Below are 21,602 nucleotides of genomic sequence, written 5' to 3'. Positions count from 1 at the left end.
GCCAGACGCGGAAAACGCCCTAGCCGCGGCCATCCTTAGGTGCTAAGAAATAGAAAGCAAACGGCAGCGAACACAGAATAGTGAACATGATCGTGTAGATAGTGACCCACGCGCCCTGCATGATAAACATATCCAGCGTCCACTGTTCCATTGGCCAGTTGTACTGCTCTTCCACGCCTTCAAAGGTCACCTTTGAAATAAGCGACACGACAATAGTAAAGACGATGGTAACCGCGATAAGGAACTTTTTACCTTCTGGGGTACGAAGTTTTGCAAGCATATCAGCCTCCTGGCTGGGGAATGATTAAGCGTAATGGCCCCGACAACCGGGGCCAGGTAATTAAAACGTGACGTTCACTTTGCCCCAGACCGTCCGGCCTGGTTCATTGACCGGGGTATTGGACGAATAGCCAAAGCTGCTGTTGCCCGCCAGGTTCAGGTGTTCGCTGTAGGTTTTGTTCAACAGGTTATCGACGCCTGCGCTGAGCTTGATGGCTTTGCTTAGACGGTAAGCGGCGTTGGCGGAAAAAATCGCAAAGCCGCTGCTTTTGTCGAAATCTTTCCCGACCACGTTACCTTCATTCAGCGCCACGCGATTCTGGCCGCTGACCAGCCGCAGCAGGCCGGTGCTGCTCCAGTCCCCTCGCTCCCACGTCAGGCCGAAGCGGGTTTCCAGCGGGGCTATTTGCGGCAGCGGCTGATGGTCGCTGGTGTTTTGCCCCCAGGCATACGCCAGGCTTGCGTCCGCCTTCCATGCTTCGGTCAGCGCATAGCTCATGCCCATTTCGCCCCCCATAATGGTGGCCTCAACGTTATCTGCCTGACTGACGCGGGCGTTATTGGGGTCATAGCGGAAGAGAATAAAATCATTCACCCGGCCAAGGTACGCGGAAACCCAACTATTCAGGCGTTCACCGCTGTACTGGGCACCAATATCCAACTGCGTCGTTTTTTCTGTTTTCAGCTTATCGAAGACATTTTTAGTGCCGTCCGGCCCGTAGGTGGGGGAAAACAGTTCCCAATAATCCGGGAAGCGCTCAGTGTAGCCCACGCCAGCGTACAGCATGACGGGAACGCCACTCAGCGTTTGTTCGTAGCGCACAAAACCTGCCGGTAGCGTTTTGCTGCGCACGCTGGCGCCAACGTCCGTATCATTATTGACGCGAGTCCGATCGAGGCGCGCGCCGCCGATAACTTTGTTGCTATCGGTGGCGTTCCAGGTCAGTTCGCTAAAGAGACCTGCGTCCTGGAAACGGGCATCCTGCTTCCAGCCTGCGTCCTGTTTGCTGCGATGGGTGCTTTGCTGCCCGTCGATGCCGCTGCGCAGTTCGTAGTCAGACCACAGCCACGTGCCCATCATGCGCCCGCCAACCGTACGACGATCGAGTTGCATCGCCATCGGCATATTCATGTTCATGGCTGAGCCCATGTCCATCGAGCTATCCATATCCATGCCCATAGAGGAGGCCATATGCCCGCCGGACATGCCGCTGGACATCGTCCCTGGCGACCGCAGGGAATAGTTATCCATAATGTGGTTGGCGTAGTTGTAGTAGACGCTGCTTTCGAACTTGTTGAACACCTCGCCGATGTTCGACATTTCGAAGCGCGCCCCCAGGCTGTCGCGCCGGAACTGGGAGCCGTCCATACTGCGGCCCGCATATCGGGCTTCGCCGTTGCCTTTACCCGCCGTTAGCTCCAGCAATGTATCTTTGTTGGGCGTCCAGCCCAGCGCAACGTCGGCGTTCCATTTATCCCACTTCGAGGCCACCCGGTTGCCGTTGCCGTCTTCGTAATCGCCGGAATGGGACTTATTGCCGATCAGGCGTAAATAGCCGTCTTCGCTCCCCAGACTGACGTCTGCGTTGCTGTCCCAGCGCTGATTAGAGGCAGTAAGCAAGCTGGCGGTGCCCTGGATGCCTGCTTTATCAAAGCGCGGCGGTTCCCTGTCGAAGCGCACCGTTCCTGCAGAGTTACCCGGCCCCCAAAGCACGCTTTCCGGGCCTTTAATCAGCGTCAGCAGATCAAAGCTCTCCGGTGAAATGTACGAACTTGGCGCATCCATTCTGGCCGGGCAGGCCCCAGGCATTTCACCATTATTGGTCAGGATACGCAGGCGAGAACCGAACATGCCGCGAAATACCGGGTCGCCATTGGTGCCGCCGTTGCGGATTTGCGAGAAACCGGGGATGGTTTTCAGATAATCAGATCCGTCGCTGGCTGGCACAGGCTGACGCGGCGTTTTAGGGGACGTCACAACTTCCAGCGGTGATGACACCGGAGAGGTGACGATCATCACGGCATCGTCCGGCATATTCATCGTGTCATGTGAACCCGCCGCGACGACTGCGGGAGAAGTGATAGCCAGCAGTATCAAAGATACCAGCGGCTTTAAATGCGTTTTCATCATTGCCTTACTGTCCTTCAGGCGTAACGTTGCCGTTCTTTATAAAAAGAACAGCCCGAGACAACGCTTCAGCGCTGCCTTCAGCATTACGCGGTTAATTATTGGTGTTTTAAGCGAAGTAGCAGGCAGCAGAGGGTGGGGCGCGGGCCGGGTGAGGTGACCACGGGCGAGAAACCACGGCGCAGCAGAGCGCGATCACCGGCGTCCGGCGCACGCAAAGCAACAATAACAGCAGTAAAACGGTGAGGCAGAATTCAATAAAAGGCAGGTGGATCAGCAGCTGGCAATAGCCGCAGGCGATTTCTTCGCCCGGCGACATACCCGGGCCAGACATCAGCATGTTGTGCGGCATTGACGCCTGAGGGCAGGGTTCAGGCATGGGCATGTGATGGTCCATGTCAGACATGTCCATTGTCATCATCATGCTGCTGTGTTCGCAGGCTGAATGGTGCATCAGCGATTTGGAAATAACCGGTGCAATAAACAGCATGGCAACGGCAAGCAGCGCCAGCCAGCAGGCTGTTAGGTGGAATTGATTGCGCCGTGACAAAACGTTACCGATCCGTAGTCGTTGTGGCGCAAGTGTATCCTGAAAGAAGGAATGATGTTAAATGAATTGTTAGATTGACGCAGACATTGGGTCTGGTATTGTCACGCACCTTTTGATGCTGGTGGAAACGTAAATGGATTGTCGTCCTGACTGCGGCGCTTGCTGTACCGCGCCTTCTATATCAACGCCTATCCCCGGTATGCCGAAGGGCAAGCCCGCTAACACGCCCTGCGTTCAACTGGACGAACACCTGCGCTGCAAGCTGTTTGGCTCGCCTTTGCGGCCTAAAGTTTGCGGCGGCCTCCAGCCCGAAAGAGAGATGTGCGGCACCTCCCGCCATCAGGCAATGGCTTATCTGATCCACCTTGAAGCCGCGACGGCGCCTTAAATATCTTTGATGCGGGCCATGCAGTAAATACTGACGGCTATCATCCCCAGTGCGATGAAAAAGACGCTGTGATAGTTCCAGATCTCGGCCACTACGCCGGCGAGTGAACCGGCAATGATCCAACCCACGCGCGTGGTGTTGGTATACAGCGTGGTGGCGGCACCCGCCTGGCCAGGCATAAGATCCTGAAAATAGATCATGCCTATCCCGGCCAGAATCCCGATAAAGATGGCGTTTAAAAGCTGCAGCCCCAGCAGCATATATTCATTGGTCAGCGTCACCATCCCGACATAGAACAGCAACCCGGCAGCGACGGCAAAGCGCATCAGGAAGCGTTTACCGAAGCGTTTGGCGTAGTAGCCCGCAATCAGCATGGTCGGGATTTCCAGCCCGGCCGCAGTGCCCATCATTACCCCAGCGAGCTTCTCCGGAAGGTGTAACTCATTGATGATGTAAAGCGGCATATTGATGATATAGAGGCTGTTACAGCCCCACATCATGGTACAAGCGGCGAACAGGAGCAGGGCGTCGCGGCGGTTGCGGCGCGGAGACTCGAGCCGGGCTTCTGCTTTTGCCACCGGTTCTTTGCGCATAGACGGCAAAAAGAGCCACACCATCGCGGCGCAAATCACAAAGGCAAACGCCGCGCTCAGGTACATCACTTTGAAGCCGAATCCCATCGCCAGCGCGTAGGCAATTGGCGGCCCAATCACCCAGGCAAGAGACACCTGCGCGCGCAGAATAGAGCTGAACATCACCGCTTCTCGCCCGGTACTGTCGGCATGCTCGCGGGCAAGCGCAAACATCTGCGGGTTGGCGGTGGAGCCGAAACTGCTTAGAAACACCCCGACGAATAGCAAAATAAAGTAGTTACGGTTCCAGGCGAACAGGATGCAGCCCAGTGCGCCGAGCAGGCAGCAGGCAAAAATCAGCGTTTTCCGGTCGCCTTTGCGGTCGGAACGTCCGGCTAAAAACTGGCTCACCAGAATGCCAATCACCGCGCTTCCTGTGAAGAAAAAACCGACCAATGCAGGGCGAACGTGGACTTCATCGGTTAAAAACAGGCTTAGCGTTGGGGTTTGTAGCGCGCCGGCGATGCCGGTCAAAAAAGCCACAATCAAAAACGCGGTTGAGGTGAAGTCCAGAGGCTTACGGGCGGCGGTAACGGGAGCGTTTTGCATACTTTTGGACGGCAGGAAAAAGAATGCGCGGAGTGTACTCTCGTTGCCCCTAAATAGACAGATTTACCCTTAAGTCCTGCGCGGGAACTCGCACAAATTATCCCGTTTACGGTTCAGGCGTTTCGCCCCTTAGCTTCAGCCGCTGCCAGCTCATGAGAATCCAGCACGTAGTCGGGTGAATCGAGCAAACGCTCGACGGTCAAATCGATAAAAGATCGGACTCGAGCGGGCTGTGCCGGACGGCTGCCGTAGTAGATGTGCACGCTCATGTGGTCCGTCATATGTCGGGTTAGCAACGGGATCAGCTTGCCAGCGCGAATCAGGGGCGCAGCGGATAAGCCGGAAAGCAAGCCAATGACGTGGCCTGACAACACCGCCTGCGTTTCCAGGTGGGCATCATTGGTTGATAACGCCGGGCGCACATTAACGGACGTGACTTCACCGTCGACCTTGAGTAGCCAGGGGAGCACGCGGCCTGAGCCAGGATGACGAAATGTGCTGCATCTGTGTTCAGACAGTTGGGCTATGGATGCCGGGGCACCCCGGGCCGTAAGGTAATCCGGCGAGGCACAAATAATTAGCTGCATAGCAAAGAGCCGACGTACAAAAAGTCCTTCCTCCGGTGGGTGACCGATACGAAAACCAACGTCGGTTCGTTCCTCCACCCAGCTTCCGATACGGTCATCAAGTTTGACGTCAGGTTCGATCTCCGGATAGCGAGTACAAAACTCATCAATCAGAGGCCAGAGTAGCGGCAAAAAGGCGTATTTTGGGGCAATGATGCGCAAGGGGCCTGCAATAGCATCTTTGACATTACGGATACGATCTCCTGCTCGCGCCAGGGACGCCAGCGCGGGTTTAGCCTCTTCCAGAAATTGCTGCCCTTCCGTCGTCAATGCCAGTCGTCGCGTAGTGCGATGAAGCAGACGCACGCCTAAACGCTGCTCCAGAGCGGAAAGAGCCTGACTCGCCGCCTGTGGACTGATGCCCTGCATGGCAGCCGCCCGACGAATGCTGCCCAGTTCTATCGCATTGATGAAGATTTCGATGGCTCGAAGATCGCTGGCTGGCATCATTTTTCCTCTCGTGAATTTATTCCAATTATCAATCTGTACTTTCTATTACTTCAATTTATAGCCTGCTAGTGGGTTGATATTACTTTGCTTAACATCTGCGTTGAAACCCTTGTCTGGAGCGTGTGATGAACAATATTAAAGATAAAGTCATTGTGATAACCGGGGCCAGCAGCGGCCTTGGTCTGGCTGCTGCCCGCCTGCTGAGTGAGCGAGGGGCACATGTCGTGCTGGGGGCTCGTCGACTTGAGCGCTTACAGCAGCTGTCTGATGAGTTAACCCGTGGAGGGCGGCAGGCTCTCGCCGTTGAGACCGACGTGACCGTCCTCAGCGACGTGAAGCAGCTTGTCGATAGCGCTGTTCAGGCCTTCGGGCGTATTGACGTAATGGTCAATAACGCGGGGTTAATGCCAATATCGGCGCTTGAAAGGCTGAAGGTTGAGGATTGGGATCGCACTATCGACGTGAATATCAAGGGGGTGCTCTATGGTATTGCCGCCGCCTTGCCGCATATGCAGCGCCAAATGTCCGGGCACTTTGTTAATGTTGCGTCGGTGGCCGGACATAAAATCATGCCGAATGGCACGGTCTACTCCGCGACGAAATTCGCCGTGCGTGCGTTGACGGAAGGTCTCAGACAGGAGGTAAAACCCTGGAATATCCGCACGACAATTCTTTCTCCAGGGGCTGTGGATTCGGAATTACCGAACAGCATCACCGAAGAAGATGTTGCTCGCGGTATGCAGGGGTTTTATCAGGCGACGGCTATTCCGGCCGATTCCTTTGCCCGTGCTATCACCTTCGCCCTTGAACAGCCCGATGACATGGACGTAAACGAAATCGTCTTCCGGCCAACCCGCCAGCTCGCCTGATCCCCTCCACGTCGATACAACATTTATCGACGTGTTTTCTTTTTATGTTCCAGCCATCAATTTCCGCCGTTCAGTAAAACCCCGTTAGCTGCTGCGCTGCCAAAGCTGAAGTTTGCTGATACCTGTCTGCAAATGGTTGTCAGTGCGCTGAACTTCCCGCCTGCTAAACTGAAAATGTGCTGAAGCTCTAAATTTCGCAAACAGAAATGCGAGAAATGTTGCGTGAAATGCAGCATTAGCGCAACACTCCTTGAAACGTTTCAGCGTCATCTTTTTGCATCCCGCAGCTCGAGATGGCGCATTTTTTCTCAAGCAAGCTGAATCGTTTCAATTCAGCGAGAGAGGCGAACTATGTTCCAGTTATCTGTGCAGGATATTCACCCGGGCGAAGCTGCCGGGAGCAAAGAAGACGCTATCCGCCAGGTTGCCGCCGCCCTTGTGCAGGCAGGCAACGTCGGCGAAGGCTACGTCAACGGTATGCTGGCGCGTGAGCAGCAAACCACCACTTATTTAGGTAACGGGATTGCTATCCCGCACGGCACCACCGACACGCGTGAGCTGGTGCTGAAAACCGGCGTTCAGGTTTTCCAGTTCCCGCAGGGCGTGGAGTGGGGCGAGGGCCAGATCGCTTACGTGGCGATTGGTATTGCCGCTAGTTCCGACGAGCACCTCGGCCTGTTGCGTCAGTTGACGCATGTGCTGAGTGACGACGAAGTTGCGGCACAGCTGAAATCCGCAACCAGTGCGGAAGAGCTCCGTGCGTTGCTGATGGGCGAGAAGCAAAGCACCGCGCTGCTGCTGGACAACAGCCTGCTGGCGTTGAACGTCGAGGCCAGCGATCTGATGACGCTGCAGGCGCTGAACGCGGGCCGCCTGAAGCAGGCGGGTGCGGTTGATGCTGCTTTCGTCAGTAACGTGATTGCCGGTAATCCGCTGTATCTCGGTCAGGGTATCTGGCTGAACGACAGCGCGGCAGGTAACCTGGCGAGCGCCGTTGCTGTTAGCCGTCCAGCGGCAAGTTTTGAGGCGAACGGAAATCCGGTTTCTCTCCTGATGACCGTGGCCGTGGCCGACGAGCAGCCCTTGCAGGTGCTGAACCGCCTGAGCGACATGCTGATTGGCAACCGTGCCGACAAGCTTTTAACCGCAGATGCGCCGACATTGCTGACGCTGCTGACCAGCGATGATGCCCCGGCAGAAGAAGCGCTGAGCGCCGAATTTACCGTGCGTAATGAACACGGCCTGCACGCCCGTCCGGGTACGGCGCTGGTCAACACCATAAAACAATTCAATAGCGAAATTACCGTGACAAACCTTGATGGAACCGGGAAACCGGCAAATGGACGTAGCCTGATGAAAGTTGTTGCTCTGGGAGTGAAAAAAGGCCACCGCCTGCGCTTTACCGCGCAGGGTGAAGATGCTGAACAGGCGCTGAAAGCGATTGGCGAAGCCATCTCTGAAGGACTGGGGGAGGGCGCGTAATGACCAGACGTGTAGCAACGATCACCCTGAACCCGGCCTATGACCTGGTGGGCTTTTGCCCGGAAATAGAACGTGGAGAAGTGAACCTGGTGCGCACCACCGGTCTGCATGCGGCCGGTAAGGGCATCAACGTAGCTAAGGTGCTGAAAGATCTCGGCATCGACGTGACCGTGGGCGGATTCCTCGGTAAAGACAACCAGGACGGCTTCCAGCAGCTGTTCAGCGAGTTGGGAATCGCCAACCGCTTCCAGGTCGTACAGGGCCGCACCCGCATCAACGTTAAGCTGACCGAAAAAGACGGCGAAGTCACCGACCTGAACTTTTCCGGGTTTGAAGTGACAGGCGCGGACTGGGAACGCTTTGTGGCGGACTCCCTGAGCTGGCTGGGCCAGTTCGACATGGTTTGCGTCAGCGGTAGCCTGCCGGCGGGCGTTTCCCCGGAAGCGTTCACCGACTGGATGACCCGCCTGCGCAGCCAGTGTCCGTGCATCATTTTCGACAGCAGCCGCGAAGCGCTGGTTGCCGGTTTGAAAGCAGCACCGTGGCTGGTCAAACCGAACCGTCGCGAGCTGGAAATTTGGGCCGGTCGCAAGCTGCCTGAACTGAAGGATGTGATTGAGGCGGCGCATGCGCTCCGCGAGCAGGGGATTGCGCATGTGGTGATTTCTCTCGGCGCGGAAGGCGCGCTGTGGGTTAACGCTTCCGGAGAATGGATTGCCAAACCACCAACGTGTGAAGTTGTTAGTACCGTTGGCGCAGGGGATTCCATGGTCGGCGGCCTGATTTATGGCCTGCTGATGCGCGAGTCCAGCGAACACACGCTGCGCCTTGCTACCGCCGTTGCCGCCCTGGCCGTCAGCCAGAGCAACGTTGGCATTACCGATCGTACACAGCTGGCCGCGATGATGGCTCGTGTCGACCTGAAACCTTTCCACTGACAGCAGGAGACAGGCAATGAAAACGCTGTTAATTATTGAGCCGGGACTTGGGCAGGCGCGCGCGTATCTCGCGAAGACGCTTCTCGGTGCCGCAGCGCCAAAAGCGCACCTCGACATTATTGATAACCCAAACGATGCCGAACTGGCGATTGTCGTTGGCAACGCTATTCCTGCTGATACCTCGCTGAACGGCAAAAAGGTGTTCCTGGGCGATATCGATCGCGCGGTGCAGCACCCGGAACTGTTCCTGAGCGAAGCGAAAGGTAAGGCACATACTTACACAGCCCCATTAGCAACAGCTCCCGCTGCAGCAAAAGGGCCGAAGTGTATCGTTGCCGTCACTGCCTGCCCGACCGGCGTGGCGCACACCTTTATGGCGGCGGAAGCCATCGAAACCGAAGCGAAAAAACGCGGCTGGTGGGTGAAGGTTGAAACCCGTGGTTCCGTTGGCGCAGGGAACGCGATTACCCCTGAAGAAGTGGCCGAGGCAGATCTGGTGATTGTGGCGGCGGATATTGAAGTGGATCTGGCTAAATTTGCCGGGAAGCCGATGTATCGCACCTCTACAGGCCTGGCGCTGAAGAAAACGGCTCAGGAGCTGGATAAAGCGCTGGTCGAGGCCAAACCTTACGAAGCCGCAGGTAAAGCCAGCGCGGCTCAGGAATCCGGTAAAAAAGAAAGCGCCGGGGCGTATCGCCACCTGCTGACGGGCGTCTCTTACATGCTGCCGATGGTGGTGGCGGGCGGCCTGTGTATTGCGCTCTCCTTTGCCTTTGGTATCACTGCATTTAAGGAACCTGGCACGCTTGCCGCGGCGCTGATGCAAATTGGCGGTGGCTCAGCGTTTGCGCTGATGGTGCCGGTTCTGGCGGGGTACATTGCCTTCTCGATTGCTGACCGCCCGGGCCTGACGCCGGGTCTTATCGGCGGCATGCTGGCCGTGAGTACTGGCTCCGGGTTCATTGGCGGTATCATCGCCGGTTTCCTGGCGGGCTACATCGCGAAACTGATCAGCTCGAAGCTGAAGCTGCCGCCAAGCATGGAAGCGCTAAAGCCGATCCTGATCATTCCGCTGTTCTCAAGCCTGGTTGTTGGCCTGGCAATGATCTACCTGATCGGCACCCCGGTGGCTAAAATCCTGGCGGGCCTGACCCACTGGCTGCAAACCATGGGCACCGCGAACGCGGTTCTGCTGGGCGCTATTCTGGGCGGCATGATGTGTACCGATATGGGCGGCCCGGTGAACAAAGCGGCTTACGCTTTTGGCGTCGGCTTGCTCAGTACCCAGACTTATGCACCCATGGCGGCTATCATGGCCGCGGGCATGGTGCCACCGTTGGCGCTGGGTCTGGCTACGCTGGTGGCTCGCCGTAAGTTTGATAAGGCGCAGCAGGAAGGGGGCAAAGCGGCGCTGGTGCTCGGGCTGTGTTTCATTACCGAAGGGGCGATTCCGTTTGCTGCTCGTGACCCGATGCGCGTCCTGCCTTGCTGCATCATCGGCGGGGCGTTAACGGGGGCGCTGTCCATGGCGGTTGGCGCGAAGCTGATGGCCCCGCACGGCGGCCTGTTTGTGCTGCTGATCCCTGGCGCGATTACCCCGGTACTGGGTTACCTGCTGGCGATTGTCGCAGGTACGCTGGTGGCGGGCCTGTCCTACGCCTTCCTCAAGCGTCCTGAAACGGAGCTGGCGGCGAAAGTCGCTTAATCTTCAGCCCAGCTAAAAAACGCCTCGCTTATGCGGGGCGTTTTTCTTTCTAAGCTGTAGCTTCCTCGTGCTGCTGTGCCTTAAGCCAGGCAATTTCTTCGGCCCAGATATCCGGGTTGGTGGTTTCCAGAATTAACGGAATGCCGTCGAAACGGGCGTCACGCATGATCCAACTGAACGGTGTGTGGCCAATATTCCCAAGGCCGAGGCTGTTGTGGCGGTCAACGCGGCTGCCAAACTCACTTTTTGCATCGTTGAGGTGCATCCCGCGCAGGTATTTGAACCCGACGATACTTTCGAACTCGCTAAAGGTTTTTTCGCAGTCAGCTTCGGTGCGCAGATCGTACCCGGCGGCAAAGGCGTGGCAGGTATCGATGCAGACGCCAACGCGGGATTTATCTTCCACGCCGTCAATAATCGCCGCGAGATGCTCGAAGCGGAAACCAAGGTTGCTGCCCTGGCCTGCGGTGTTTTCAATTACGGCGGTCACGCCTTCAGACTTCTCCAGCGCGATGTTAATCGACTCCGCAATGCGCTTCAGGCATTCCTCTTCCGGAATCTGTTTCAGGTGGCTGCCCGGATGGAAATTCAGCAGCGTCAGCCCCAGCTGCTGGCAGCGCACCATTTCGTCGATAAACGCCTCGCGGGATTTTTCCAGCGCATCTTCAACCGGGTGGCCGAGGTTTATCAGGTAGCTGTCATGCGGAAGTATTTGGCCCGGGCCGTAATGATATTTTTCGCAGGCGTTCTTAAAGTTGTCGATGACTTCGCTGGTTAGCGGCGCGGCGCGCCACTGGCGTTGATTCTTGGTGAACAGGGCAAAAGCGGTGGCTTCCAGTTCGTGGGCGCGGATGGCGGCGTTTTCCAGGCCGCCCGAGGCGCTAACGTGCGCTCCAATAAACTTCATCTGTCTTCTCCTGTTTCTTGACGGGCAAAACCCGCTATCGGTAATCCGTCATGATAGCGGGTCAGGAGGCTTTTTTCCGTATTGAATTATGCTAACAGGTGGTGCACCGCCAGGTTAATGGCCGCGCCACCGACAATCAGCCAGATGAACAGCACCAGTGCCATCAGCAGCGGCCGAACTCCGGCTTTTTTCAGGGCACTGACGTGGGTTGTCAGGCCCAGAGCGGCCATCGCTACGGCCAGCAGGAAGGTATCCAGCGTGACCAGCACATTCACCAGCGCCTGCGGCAGGAAGTGGAAGGAGTTGAAGATCGCCACCACGATAAACAGTATTGCAAACCACGGGATGGTGATTTTACCTGTCTGCGCCGAGCCAGCCGGTGCCAGAGATTTAACGCGGGCAGCCAGGAAAATCAGGAACGGGGCCAGCATCATCACGCGCAGCATTTTGGCAATAACCGCCGCATTTTCCGTTTCCGGGCTAATGGCGTGGCCTGCGGCAACGACCTGGGCAACTTCATGCATTGTTGACCCGGTGTAGATCCCGAAAGTTTCAGGCGTAAACCAGTGGCTGACGAACGGGTAAATCATCGGGTAGATAAAGATAGCCAACGTCCCGAAGATAACCACAGTGGCGACGGCCACGGTGACTTTACTGGCTTCGGCTTTCACCACTGGTTCGGTGGCAAGCACCGCCGCTGCGCCGCAAATACTGCTGCCCGCGCCAATCAGCCAACTCGTTTGCTTATCCAGGCCAAACACTTTTTGGCCGAGCCAGCAGGCGAGGGCGAAGGTGCTGCACAGCGTCAGCACGTCAATCACCAGACCGCTCACGCCAACGTCGGCAATCTGCGAAAACGTCAGGCGGAAGCCATACAGAATAATGCCGAGGCGCAGAAGGTGCTGCTTGGCGAACAGCACGCCGCCGTCGCATTGCTGCCAGATTTTGGGATACACGGTGTTGCCGATTATCATGCCGCAAAGGATGGCGAGCGTCAGGGCGCTAAGGCCGACACCGGCTACAGCCGGTATATTGCCAAGCCATAACGCCAGGCCGGTAATGGCGGCGGAAAGCGCCAGTCCCGGTAAAAAGTGCCACAGCGTGTGGCGGTGAGCTTGTACGGTGAGTGCTGTCATAACCTTCTCCTCTGTCTTAGCGAAAAGGCTACGCCTGGCTGGCATAAAAATAAAATTGATTATATATTTATAATTAATCTTTATAAGTGGTAAGCGACGGGCTGCCACCACAGGAAATCACTCTTATGCATATCACGCTGCGGCAGCTGGAAGTCTTTGCTGAAGTGCTTAAAAGCGGTTCGACCACGCAAGCTTCCCAGATGCTGTCCCTCTCTCAGTCGGCGGTCAGCGCCGCGCTTGCCGACCTCGAAGGGCAGCTTGGGGTTCAGCTCTTTGACCGCGTGGGGAAGCGCCTCGTGGTAAATGAACACGGCAGGCTGCTCTACCCGCGAGTTGTTGGGCTGCTGGAGCAGGCCGGTGAAATAGAACAGCTGTTCCGGGAAGATAACGGCGCGATCCGCGTGTATGCCAGCAGCACCATTGGCAACTATATTCTGCCGGAGATGATTGCCCGCTATCGCCGCGACTTTCCGAAGTTGCCGCTGGAGCTTAGCGTCGGCAACAGTCAGGACGTGATCAACGCGGTGGCGGATTTCCGCGTGGATATTGGCCTGATTGAAGGGCCTTGTCATATGGCAGAGCTGGTGACCGAGCCGTGGCTCGACGACGAGCTGGTGGTCTTTGCTTCGCCGGGCAACCCGCTGGTGCACCAGCCGGTAACGCTGGAAAGTCTGGCAAAACAGCCGTGGATCCTGCGCGAGCGCGGCTCAGGCACCCGCGAAATCGTCGACTATTTACTGCTTTCACATCTGCCAGAGTTTCAGTTGGGCATGGAACTGGGCAATTCCGAGGCGATCAAACATGCGGTGCGTCACGGGCTGGGTATCAGCTGCCTGTCTCGCCGGGTGATTGCCGAGCAGCTGGAAAGTGGTTCATTGGTTGAAGTGGCCATTCCTCTCCCTCGTCTGGTGCGGACGCTGTACCGGATCCACCATCGACAAAAGCATATCTCTAACGCGCTGCTGCGTTTTCTGCGCTACTGCGAAGCATAATGCACCAAAATCTTGCAGCTGCACCTGATTGGGGTGTGGCCGCGAGGCAACCTCCTGCCCGCTAACCTCTTTTTCACCGCAATGTTGCAGCGATATTCGCGATTCAGCTGCATTGGCACATTAGTTGCAGAATTGAATTCAAAGAATCTTTTGTTTCAATCAGGCGACGAGGCTGCACATGACGATGAAAAAATGGTTGTTCTCTTTAGTTGGCGCAACGGTACTGCTGGCTCAGGCCGGGGCGGTAATGGCCGATCAACTGCAGGATATTGAAAAACGCGGCGTGCTGCGCGTGGCTGTACCGCAGGATTTCCCGCCGTTTGGTTCGGTGAATGCCGATCTAAAACCTCAAGGCTACGACATTGATATGGCGGCCTACCTGGCGAAAGGCCTGAAGGTCAAGCTGCAGCTGGTGCCGGTCACCAGCGCGAACCGCGTACCGTATCTGCAGACGGACAAAGTTGACCTGGTCATTTCCAGCCTCGGCAAGAACGCTGAACGCGAGAAAGTCATCGATTTTAGCCGCGCTTACGCCCCGTTCTTCCTCGGCGTGTTCGGGCCGAAAGATGGCGCGGTGACCGATGCTAAAGCGCTCAGCGGGAAAACCATTGGCGTGACCCGTGGCGCAGTAGAAGACATGGTATTAACCGACCTCGCGCCGAAAGACGCCGACGTGAAGCGCTACGAAGACAATAACACCACCATTTCCGCTTATCTTTCAGGCCAGGTGCAGTACATCGCCACCGGCAACCTGGTTGTGGCGGCGATTGCCCGCCAGAGCCCAACCAAAGCGCCGGTCAGCAAATTTATGCTCAAGGACTCCCCTTGCTACATCGGGCTGAAAAAGAACGAACCTGCGCTGAAAGCAAAAGTGGACGAGCTGATTGGTGACGCGCTGAAGGACAATACCCTGAACACCCTGTCGCAGAAATGGATGCAGGCACCGCTGCCTGCCAACCTCGGCGCTTGAGGGGCCGGGCATGACCACGCAACTTGATTTTGCCGGTCTGCTGCCTTACTGGCCGGAGTTATTGTCCGGCCTGTGGGTGACGCTGGGGCTCACTTTTATGGCGACGGTCGGTGGCGTAGCCATCGGCATTACCGGGGCGGCCATTCGCAGCGGAAAGCCGGGGCTGTTAAGCCTGGCGTGGGGCGGCTACGTGGAGCTGATCCGCAACACGCCGTTCGTTGTGCAGCTGTTCTTTATTGTCTTTGGGCTTCCGGCGCTGGGGTTAAAGCTCAACGCCGGGGAAGCGGCGCTTATCGCGATGCTGATTAATTTGGGGGCTTACAGCACCGAGATTATTCGCGCAGGCATTCAGGTGACGCCGAAAGGGCAGTGGGAAGCGGCTCGCGTGCTGGGGTTAAGCCGCAGCCAGACTTTTTTGCGCGTGGTGCTGCCGCCGTCGTTGAAGCGTATTTATCCGTCGCTGGTCAGCCAGTGCATCATCGTGATGCTGGGCTCTTCCGTGGTGTCCCAGGTGTCCTGTGAAGATCTGACCTTTGCGGCCAGCCTCATTCAGTCGCGTACCTTCCTCAGCTTTGAGGTCTATCTGGTGACGACCTTAATGTACCTGGTGCTGTCGTTAATTATGCGTCAACTGCTGCTGGCGGCAGGGCGGAAATGGTTGGGGAGTGATGTCGGATGATGACGTTTACCGACTGGGATATCGTGCGCAACCTGCTGCTGGCGGCCCGCTGGACGGTGCTGCTGTCGCTGATTGCTTTTTTCTGCGGCACTCTGGTGACGCTGCCATTATTACTGCTGCGTATGAGCCGCTGGACGTGGCCCAAACGCTTCATCAGCGCCTACGTCGCGCTGTTTCAGGGCACGCCGCTGCTGATGCAATTGTTCCTCGCTTTCTTCGGGATTGCGCTGTTTGGCATTGACGTCAGCCCCTGGACGGCGGCCACGCTTGCCCTGACGCTGTTTACCAGCGCGTTTCTGCTGGATATCTGGTACGGCAGCATTCGTGCGTTGCCTAAAGGCCAGTGGGAAGCCTGCCGCTGCCTCGGTTTGAGCTTCGGGCAGACGCTGTGCCGTGTCATTGCCCCGCAGGCTATGCGTATCGCCGTGGCACCCACGGTTGGGTTTTCGGTGCAGGTCATTAAAGGCACGGCCCTGGCCTCGATCATTGGTTTTGTCGAGCTAACCAAAGCCGGCACCATGCTGAACAACGTCACGTTTGAGCCGTTTAAAGTCTTTGCCCTGGTGGCGCTCGGCTATTTCTTACTTTGCTATCCGCTGTCGCGCTACAGCCGCTACCTGGAGAAAAAATTTAATGCCGCTCATCACCATTAATGATGTACAGAAATATTACGGCGACAATCACGTGTTGAAGGGCGTTAGCCTTGATATCGACATGGGGGAAGTGGTGTCGATTATCGGCCGCAGCGGTTCCGGCAAAAGTACGCTTCTGCGCTGCATGAACGGGCTGGAAGGCTACCAGGACGGCAGCATCAAGCTGGGCGGGATGACCATTACAGACAGGGAATCTCAGGCGCGTGAAATCAGCCGTTCCGTCGGGATGGTGTTTCAGAACTTTAATCTGTTCCCGCACATGACCGCGCTGGAAAACGTGATGCTGGCGCCGCGCCGGGTGCTGAATAAAAGCGCCGCTGAATGCCGCGAGCTGGGGCTGGAGATGCTCAACAAAGTCGGCCTGGGCGAGCGGGTGGATTATTACCCGGCTAACCTGTCCGGTGGGCAGCAGCAGCGAGTGGCCATTGCTCGTGCGTTGGCGATGAACCCAAAAGTCCTGCTGTGCGATGAAATCACCTCGGCGCTTGACCCCGAGCTGGTGGGGGAAGTGCTGAAAGTGCTGGAGCAGCTGGCGGCAGAGGGCATGACGCTGATTCTGGTCACCCACGAAATGAACTTTGCCCGGGAAGTCGGCGACCGCGTGGTGTTTATGCACCAGGGGAAAGTGTGGGAGCAGGGGGAAAGCAAGTCGTTCTTCGCCAACCCCCGGACTCAGGAACTGCAGCAATTTATTTCGTCCGTGCGCGGACTCGGTTGATCTTTGACCGCCGGTTAGCTAAGCGCCCCGGCGGTTTTTTAATTCCCCTCAACTTATCGGCCTGATAAGTGACTTGCTAATAATCGCCGGGCGATCATGAAGCTCTCTTATAACCCGGGATTTCTGCTATCTGAACAAAGACGTTTTGTTACAATCTTGCCTCATTTTTTGGATAGGCAACAATTTCCTATGGTTTCACAAGATAAAACGACAGAAGCGCCTGGCTTACGCCGCGAATTAAAGGCGCGCCACCTGACGATGATCGCCATCGGCGGATCCATCGGCACGGGGCTTTTCGTTGCCTCTGGGGCAACAATTTCACAGGCAGGACCGGGCGGGGCGCTGCTCTCTTATATGCTGATTGGCCTGATGGTGTACTTCCTGATGACCAGCCTCGGCGAGCTGGCGGCATTTATGCCGGTGTCCGGTTCTTTCGCGACCTATGGCCAGAAATACGTTGAAGACGGCTTCGGCTTCGCGCTCGGCTGGAACTACTGGTACAACTGGGCGGTGACCATCGCCGTTGACCTCGTTGCCGCACAGCTGGTGATGAATTACTGGTTCCCGGACACCCCTGGCTGGATCTGGAGCGCGCTGTTCCTAGGCATTATGTTCCTGCTGAACTGGATCTCCGTTAAAGGCTTTGGCGAAGCGGAATACTGGTTCTCGCTGATAAAAGTGACCACCGTCATCATCTTCATCATTGTGGGTGTGATGATGATCGTGGGTATTTTCAAAGGGGCGCAGCCGGTAGGCTGGAGCAACTGGACAACCGGCGATGCGCCGTTTGCCGGGGGCTTTGCCGCAATGATCGGCGTGGCGATGATCGTCGGCTTCTCTTTCCAGGGCACCGAGCTTATCGGGATTGCCGCCGGAGAATCCGCTGACCCGGAGAAAAACATTCCTCGCGCGGTGCGTCAGGTGTTCTGGCGTATCCTGCTGTTCTATGTGTTTGCAATTCTGATTGTCAGCCTGATCATTCCTTATACCGATCCAAGCCTGCTGCGCAATGATGTGAAAGACATCAGTGTCAGCCCGTTCACCCTGGTGTTCCAGCACGCGGGCCTGCTGTCTGCGGCGGCGGTGATGAACGCCGTTATTCTGACGGCGGTGCTGTCGGCGGGTAACTCAGGGATGTACGCTTCCACGCGCATGCTTTACACCCTGGCCTGCGACGGCAAAGCGCCGCGTATTTTCTCGAAGCTGTCCAAAGGCGGCGTGCCGCGTAACGCGCTGTATGCGACCACCGTTATTGCCGCGCTGTGCTTCCTGACCTCTATGTTTGGCAACCAGACCGTTTACCTCTGGCTGCTGAACACTTCGGGGATGACCGGCTTTATCGCCTGGCTCGGGATTGCCATCAGCCACTACCGCTTCCGTCGCGGCTACGTGCTGCAGGGCAACGACATTAACGACCTGCCGTACCGCTCGGGCTTCTTCCCGATTGGGCCGATTTTCGCGTTCGTGCTTTGCCTGATTATCACGCTGGGCCAGAACTACGAAGCGTTCCTGTCGGACACCATCGACTGGGGCGGCGTAGCGGCGACCTATATCGGTATCCCGCTGTTCCTGGCTATCTGGTTTGGCTACAAGATAACGAAGGGCAGCCGCTTTGTGCGTTACAGCGAAATGGAATTCCCGAAATTTCGCGAGAAATAAGCCTTAGCAACAATAAGTTACTCTTTAGAGGGCGTGATCATCACGCCCTTTTTTATTTCGCTCTCGCCAGCAATAATTCCTCCAGGTTATAGTAGAGAACAATTAAATTGATAACCATTATCATTTGCTTTATCGTTAACGACATTCTTTAAGGAACGAAGGAGTGTTAACGTGAAGCGTATGATTAAATTCAAGAATATTTGTCTGGCTCTGGCATTAACCGCCGCCGGTTTACCTGCTGCACTGGCCGCGACGGTGACAGATATTGTTGGGCGTGAAGTGACCATCCCGCAGAAAGTTGACCGTATTTTGCTGGGGGAAGGGCGTCTGTTTTATGCCCTGGCGCTGCTGGAAGGGCAAAAGCCGATTGACCGTATCGTCGGCTGGCAGGGCGATTTCCGTAAGTTAGATACGCAGACTTACGCGGAATATAAAGCGAAATTCCCGAAAATTGATGACATTCCGCTGATTGGCAGTACCACCGCCGACAGCGTCAGCCCGGAAAAAGTGCTGACTTTACACCCGGACGTGGCGATTTTTGGCCTGTCTGGTCACGGCCCTGGCCGCCACAGCGAGCTGGTCTCTCAGCTTGAAAAAGCGGGCGTCCCGGTGGTCTTCGTCGATTTTCGTACCTCGCCGCTGAAAAATACCTTGCCGAGCATGCGCGTGCTGGGCAAAGTGTTGCATCGCGAGAAACAGGCCGATGATTACATCGCCTTTTATGAAGCAAACCTGAAAAAAATTACTGACGTCACCGGCAAGATGGCGGAGAAAGACAAGCCATCCGTGTTTATCGAACTGCGTGCGGCGGCCATGGAAGAATGCTGCGGCTCTGCGGGCAAAGGTAACATGGGCGACTTCATCGACCTGGCGGGCGGCATGAACATTGCCAAAAACTTGCTGCCGGGCGCGCTGGGTACCGTAAACCTGGAAAAAGTGCTTGCCGCTGACCCGCAGGTTTATATTGCCAGCGGCGGTAAAGCCCCTGGCTCAACCTCTCCGGGTGTAGTGCTTGGCGCTCAGGCTACTCAAGCCGAAGCACAGGCCAGCCTGAAGAGCGTGCTGGAGCGTAAAGGCATTGACCAGTTAACGGCGGTCAAAGAAGGGCGCGCCTATGGCGTATGGCATAATTTCTACAATTCGCCGTACAACATCCTCGCGATTCAGGCGATGGCGACCTGGTTCCATCCGCAGCAGTTTGCTGAGGTGAACCCGGAACAGACAATGCAGCAACTTTATAAACAGTTCCTGGCGGTCGAGCCAACGGGAACGTACTGGACCGATCTTAAGAAGTAACAAAGGTAAGACTTAATGAGTGCCACCACCGATCCAATGCCAAACGAGGCGCAGCCTGCCACCATTATGGGGCGATACCAGCAGGTGCTACGTCACCGCTATTTGCTGATGGGGGCGTTGGTAATTGCGATCTTCGCCTCGCTGCTGCTGGACTTTACCCTTGGCCCTTCCGGGCTGCCGCTGGATACGCTGTGGCAGACCCTGATTGACCCGGCCAGCGCTAACGCCGGTACGCGGGTGATCGTGTGGGACATTCGTCTGCCTTATGCGCTGATGGCGCTGTTGGTCGGCATGGCGCTGGGCCTGGCGGGGGCGGAGATGCAAACCATCCTCAATAACCCGCTGGCCAGCCCGTTTACCCTCGGCGTTTCCTCCGCCGCGGCCTTTGGTGCCGCGCTGGCGATTATCCTCGGCATCGGTATTCCTGGGGTGCCCGATCAGTGGTTTATTTCCGCTAACGCTTTCGTCTTTGCGCTGTTTGCCGCGCTGATGCTGGACGCCATTACCCGCTGGACCCGCGTGGCGAGTTCCGGCGTGGTGCTGTTTGGTATCGCGCTGGTGTTCACCTTTAACGCCCTGGTGTCGATGCTGCAGTTCATCGCCAGCGAAGACACGCTTCAGGGGCTGGTGTTCTGGACGATGGGCAGCCTGGCTCGTGCCTCCTGGGACAAGCTCGGCGTGCTGCTGCTGGCCTTCGCCATCATCATGCCGATTTCCATGCTGAGTTCCTGGAAGCTGACCGCGCTGCGCTTAGGCGAAGATCGCGCCGTCAGTTTTGGCATCGACGTAAAGCGCCTGCGTTTAGGTACTTTACTGCGCATCAGTATTTTATCCGCGCTGTCCGTGGCGTTTGTCGGCCCCATCGGTTTTATCGGCCTGGTGGCACCGCACATCGCCCGTATGCTGTTTGGCGAGGATCACCGCTTCTACCTGCCGGGCAGCGTGCTGGTCGGCGCTCTGGTGCTGTCGCTGGCATCGGTTGCCTCTAAAAACATCATCCCTGGCGTCATTATTCCGGTAGGGATTGTCACCTCGTTGGTGGGCGTGCCGTTCTTCCTGAGTATTATTCTGCGCCATAAGGGGAACGTGTGATGCAGGGCTTAAAGATTGATGCATTCAACGCCGGCTACCCGAAGCGTAAAATCATAGAAGACCTCAGCGTGCCAACGCTGCCGCGCGGCAAAATCACCGTGCTGCTGGGGCCGAACGGCTGCGGGAAATCCACTTTGCTGCGTTCGCTGGCGGGGCTGAATCGCGCGGAAGGGCAGCTGTATCTTGACGGTGAAGACCTGATGGCTTTGCCGTTTGCCAAACGCGCCGAAAAAGTGGTTTATCTGCCGCAGTCTCTGCCGCAGGGCGTCCATCTCCACGTGCTGGAGTCCATTATCGTGGCGCAGCGCGCGTCCGGTGGCCGCCACAGCGCCGAAAGCGAAGCGCAGGTCATGGAACTGCTGAAACAGTTGGGGATCTCGCACCTGGCGCTGAGCTATCTCGACCAGCTTTCCGGCGGGCAAAAACAGCTGGTGGGCCTGGCGCAGTCTTTGATTCGTCGTCCGTCCCTGCTGCTGCTTGATGAACCGCTGAGCGCGCTGGATTTGAATTACCAGTTCCACGTTATGGATCTGGTCGCCCGCGAAACCCGCGAGCGTAATATCGTCACCGTTGTGGTGGTGCACGATATCAATATTGCTTTACGCCATAGCGAGCATGTTCTCATGCTGCGCGATGGCAAACTGGTTGCCAGCGGCGAACCGGAGGAAGTGATTACTCCGCGCAGCCTGGCCCAGGTTTACGGCGTGAAGGGGCGCATCGAACGCTGCTCACAGGGTGTTGCCCAGGTGCTTATCGACGGCCTGGTGGAAACGCCCACCGTATAACAACGCATTTCAGGAATACTAAGGAACACAGTATGCAGCCGGTGGCCAATGTAGCCGCTGGCGCATAGTGCAATGTGAGCGCTAAACGGTTGTTTCGTTTGTAATTCACCTCATGGAGA

The 21,602-nt window shown here is 56.7% G+C and carries 21 protein-coding genes; 14 read left to right on the top strand and 7 right to left on the bottom strand.

The genetic code is table 11. The features are described from left to right. Nucleotides 1-19 precede the first annotated feature (19 nt). The 3 genes from LH23_RS20870 to LH23_RS20860 form a co-directional block, all read right to left on the bottom strand. On the bottom strand, nt 20-280 hold the full coding sequence (locus tag LH23_RS20870) for a DUF2534 family protein (protein WP_039295447.1): 261 nt from the start codon (nt 278-280) through the stop codon (nt 20-22). A 60-nt stretch (nt 281-340) separates the two neighbouring features. Then, nucleotides 341-2,410, bottom strand: a complete 2,070-nt coding sequence (locus LH23_RS20865) for a TonB-dependent receptor domain-containing protein (RefSeq protein WP_039295445.1) — start codon at nt 2,408-2,410, stop codon at nt 341-343. A gap of 106 nt (nt 2,411-2,516) precedes the next feature. Next, nucleotides 2,517-2,957, bottom strand: coding sequence for a DUF2946 domain-containing protein (locus tag LH23_RS20860; RefSeq protein WP_039295443.1), 441 nt, complete (start codon nt 2,955-2,957; stop codon nt 2,517-2,519). A gap of 133 nt (nt 2,958-3,090) precedes the next feature. On the opposite strand from LH23_RS20860, the gene LH23_RS23710 reads away from it, so the two are divergent. Further along, nucleotides 3,091-3,345, top strand: a complete 255-nt coding sequence (locus tag LH23_RS23710; protein WP_071842758.1) for a YkgJ family cysteine cluster protein — start codon at nt 3,091-3,093, stop codon at nt 3,343-3,345. Here LH23_RS23710 and setB read toward each other — a convergent pair. Then, the gene (gene setB / locus LH23_RS20855) at nt 3,342-4,526 is read right to left on the bottom strand and encodes a sugar efflux transporter SetB (RefSeq protein WP_039295440.1); all 1,185 of its coding nucleotides are present in this window, start codon (nt 4,524-4,526) and stop codon (nt 3,342-3,344) included. The genes LH23_RS23710 and setB overlap by 4 nt on opposite strands. A gap of 113 nt (nt 4,527-4,639) precedes the next feature. Continuing rightward, entirely contained in the window at nt 4,640-5,602 is a 963-nt protein-coding gene (locus LH23_RS20850) for a LysR family transcriptional regulator (protein ID WP_231560156.1), read from the bottom strand. Nucleotides 5,603-5,724: 122 nt separating this feature from the next. Between LH23_RS20850 and LH23_RS20845 the strand changes: the two genes are divergently transcribed. The 4 genes from LH23_RS20845 (at nt 5,725) to fruA (ending at nt 10,596) form a co-directional block, all read left to right on the top strand. Beyond that, nucleotides 5,725-6,471 carry an SDR family oxidoreductase gene (locus LH23_RS20845; protein ID WP_156108074.1) on the top strand — a complete coding sequence of 249 codons (747 nt, stop codon included), beginning with the start codon at nt 5,725-5,727 and terminating at the stop codon, nt 6,469-6,471. A 351-nt stretch (nt 6,472-6,822) separates the two neighbouring features. After that, nucleotides 6,823-7,953 (top strand): fused PTS fructose transporter subunit IIA/HPr protein, encoded by a 1,131-nt coding sequence (gene fruB, locus LH23_RS20835; RefSeq protein WP_039295432.1) that lies wholly within the window; start codon nt 6,823-6,825, stop codon nt 7,951-7,953. Beyond that, nucleotides 7,953-8,891: a 1-phosphofructokinase gene (fruK, locus tag LH23_RS20830; RefSeq protein ID WP_008459923.1), complete on the top strand. Its 939-nt coding sequence runs from the start codon at nt 7,953-7,955 to the stop codon at nt 8,889-8,891. Before fruB ends, fruK begins: the two co-directional genes overlap by 1 nt. Nucleotides 8,892-8,907: 16 nt before the next feature. Beyond that, nucleotides 8,908-10,596: a PTS fructose transporter subunit IIBC gene (gene fruA, locus LH23_RS20825; RefSeq protein WP_039295430.1), complete on the top strand. Its 1,689-nt coding sequence runs from the start codon at nt 8,908-8,910 to the stop codon at nt 10,594-10,596. A gap of 49 nt (nt 10,597-10,645) precedes the next feature. Here fruA and nfo read toward each other — a convergent pair whose 3' ends face one another. Continuing rightward, a complete protein-coding gene (gene nfo / locus LH23_RS20820) occupies nt 10,646-11,503 on the bottom strand; it encodes a deoxyribonuclease IV (protein WP_039295428.1) in 858 nt (285 codons plus the stop codon). Nucleotides 11,504-11,589: 86 nt separating this feature from the next. Next, nucleotides 11,590-12,639 (bottom strand): YeiH family protein, encoded by a 1,050-nt coding sequence (locus tag LH23_RS20815; protein ID WP_039295425.1) that lies wholly within the window; start codon nt 12,637-12,639, stop codon nt 11,590-11,592. Nucleotides 12,640-12,764: 125 nt separating this feature from the next. On the opposite strand from LH23_RS20815, the gene yieE reads away from it, so the two are divergent. From yieE to LH23_RS20770, 9 genes are all read left to right on the top strand, one after another. Beyond that, nucleotides 12,765-13,631, top strand: coding sequence for a DNA-binding transcriptional regulator YeiE (gene yieE / locus LH23_RS20810; protein ID WP_039295423.1), 867 nt, complete (start codon nt 12,765-12,767; stop codon nt 13,629-13,631). 184 nt (nt 13,632-13,815) lie between these two features. After that, the gene (locus LH23_RS20805) at nt 13,816-14,601 is read left to right on the top strand and encodes a transporter substrate-binding domain-containing protein (protein ID WP_039297051.1); all 786 of its coding nucleotides are present in this window, start codon (nt 13,816-13,818) and stop codon (nt 14,599-14,601) included. A gap of 10 nt (nt 14,602-14,611) precedes the next feature. Then, nucleotides 14,612-15,280: an amino acid ABC transporter permease gene (locus tag LH23_RS20800; protein ID WP_008459934.1), complete on the top strand. Its 669-nt coding sequence runs from the start codon at nt 14,612-14,614 to the stop codon at nt 15,278-15,280. Then, nucleotides 15,277-15,933 (top strand): amino acid ABC transporter permease, encoded by a 657-nt coding sequence (locus LH23_RS20795; protein WP_039295415.1) that lies wholly within the window; start codon nt 15,277-15,279, stop codon nt 15,931-15,933. The genes LH23_RS20800 and LH23_RS20795 overlap by 4 nt, the downstream gene beginning before the upstream one ends. Further along, nucleotides 15,914-16,651: an amino acid ABC transporter ATP-binding protein gene (locus tag LH23_RS20790; protein WP_039295413.1), complete on the top strand. Its 738-nt coding sequence runs from the start codon at nt 15,914-15,916 to the stop codon at nt 16,649-16,651. The genes LH23_RS20795 and LH23_RS20790 overlap by 20 nt, the downstream gene beginning before the upstream one ends. Before the next feature lie 189 nt (nt 16,652-16,840). Beyond that, nucleotides 16,841-18,310, top strand: coding sequence for an amino acid permease (locus LH23_RS20785; protein ID WP_008459942.1), 1,470 nt, complete (start codon nt 16,841-16,843; stop codon nt 18,308-18,310). 180 nt (nt 18,311-18,490) lie between these two features. After that, nucleotides 18,491-19,606, top strand: coding sequence for an ABC transporter substrate-binding protein (locus tag LH23_RS20780; protein WP_039297049.1), 1,116 nt, complete (start codon nt 18,491-18,493; stop codon nt 19,604-19,606). A gap of 15 nt (nt 19,607-19,621) precedes the next feature. Further along, on the top strand, nt 19,622-20,698 hold the full coding sequence (locus LH23_RS20775; protein WP_008459946.1) for a FecCD family ABC transporter permease: 1,077 nt from the start codon (nt 19,622-19,624) through the stop codon (nt 20,696-20,698). Beyond that, nucleotides 20,695-21,483 carry an ABC transporter ATP-binding protein gene (locus tag LH23_RS20770; RefSeq protein WP_156108073.1) on the top strand — a complete coding sequence of 263 codons (789 nt, stop codon included), beginning with the start codon at nt 20,695-20,697 and terminating at the stop codon, nt 21,481-21,483. Before LH23_RS20775 ends, LH23_RS20770 begins: the two co-directional genes overlap by 4 nt. Nucleotides 21,484-21,602 lie beyond the last annotated feature (119 nt).

Source organism: Cedecea neteri (assembly GCF_000758305.1).
GTDB lineage: Bacteria > Pseudomonadota > Gammaproteobacteria > Enterobacterales > Enterobacteriaceae > Cedecea > Cedecea neteri_C.
Note: the sequence above shows the minus strand (reverse complement) of the source record. Positions and strands in the feature narration are given on the sequence as shown.

Coding starts and splice junctions, on each gene's coding strand:
- LH23_RS20780 (WP_039297049.1), top strand. CDS start 18,491: ATGATTAAATTCAAGAATATTTGTCTGGCTCTGGCATTAACCGCCGCC.
- LH23_RS20865 (WP_039295445.1), bottom strand. CDS start 2,410: ATGATGAAAACGCATTTAAAGCCGCTGGTATCTTTGATACTGCTGGCT.
- LH23_RS20795 (WP_039295415.1), top strand. CDS start 15,277: ATGATGACGTTTACCGACTGGGATATCGTGCGCAACCTGCTGCTGGCG.
- fruA (WP_039295430.1), top strand. CDS start 8,908: ATGAAAACGCTGTTAATTATTGAGCCGGGACTTGGGCAGGCGCGCGCG.
- yieE (WP_039295423.1), top strand. CDS start 12,765: ATGCATATCACGCTGCGGCAGCTGGAAGTCTTTGCTGAAGTGCTTAAA.
- LH23_RS20785 (WP_008459942.1), top strand. CDS start 16,841: ATGGTTTCACAAGATAAAACGACAGAAGCGCCTGGCTTACGCCGCGAA.
- LH23_RS20815 (WP_039295425.1), bottom strand. CDS start 12,639: ATGACAGCACTCACCGTACAAGCTCACCGCCACACGCTGTGGCACTTT.
- LH23_RS20800 (WP_008459934.1), top strand. CDS start 14,612: ATGACCACGCAACTTGATTTTGCCGGTCTGCTGCCTTACTGGCCGGAG.
- fruK (WP_008459923.1), top strand. CDS start 7,953: ATGACCAGACGTGTAGCAACGATCACCCTGAACCCGGCCTATGACCTG.
- LH23_RS20870 (WP_039295447.1), bottom strand. CDS start 280: ATGCTTGCAAAACTTCGTACCCCAGAAGGTAAAAAGTTCCTTATCGCG.
- LH23_RS20775 (WP_008459946.1), top strand. CDS start 19,622: ATGAGTGCCACCACCGATCCAATGCCAAACGAGGCGCAGCCTGCCACC.
- LH23_RS20790 (WP_039295413.1), top strand. CDS start 15,914: ATGCCGCTCATCACCATTAATGATGTACAGAAATATTACGGCGACAAT.
- LH23_RS20850 (WP_231560156.1), bottom strand. CDS start 5,602: ATGATGCCAGCCAGCGATCTTCGAGCCATCGAAATCTTCATCAATGCG.
- setB (WP_039295440.1), bottom strand. CDS start 4,526: ATGCAAAACGCTCCCGTTACCGCCGCCCGTAAGCCTCTGGACTTCACC.
- LH23_RS23710 (WP_071842758.1), top strand. CDS start 3,091: ATGGATTGTCGTCCTGACTGCGGCGCTTGCTGTACCGCGCCTTCTATA.
- nfo (WP_039295428.1), bottom strand. CDS start 11,503: ATGAAGTTTATTGGAGCGCACGTTAGCGCCTCGGGCGGCCTGGAAAAC.
- LH23_RS20805 (WP_039297051.1), top strand. CDS start 13,816: ATGAAAAAATGGTTGTTCTCTTTAGTTGGCGCAACGGTACTGCTGGCT.
- fruB (WP_039295432.1), top strand. CDS start 6,823: ATGTTCCAGTTATCTGTGCAGGATATTCACCCGGGCGAAGCTGCCGGG.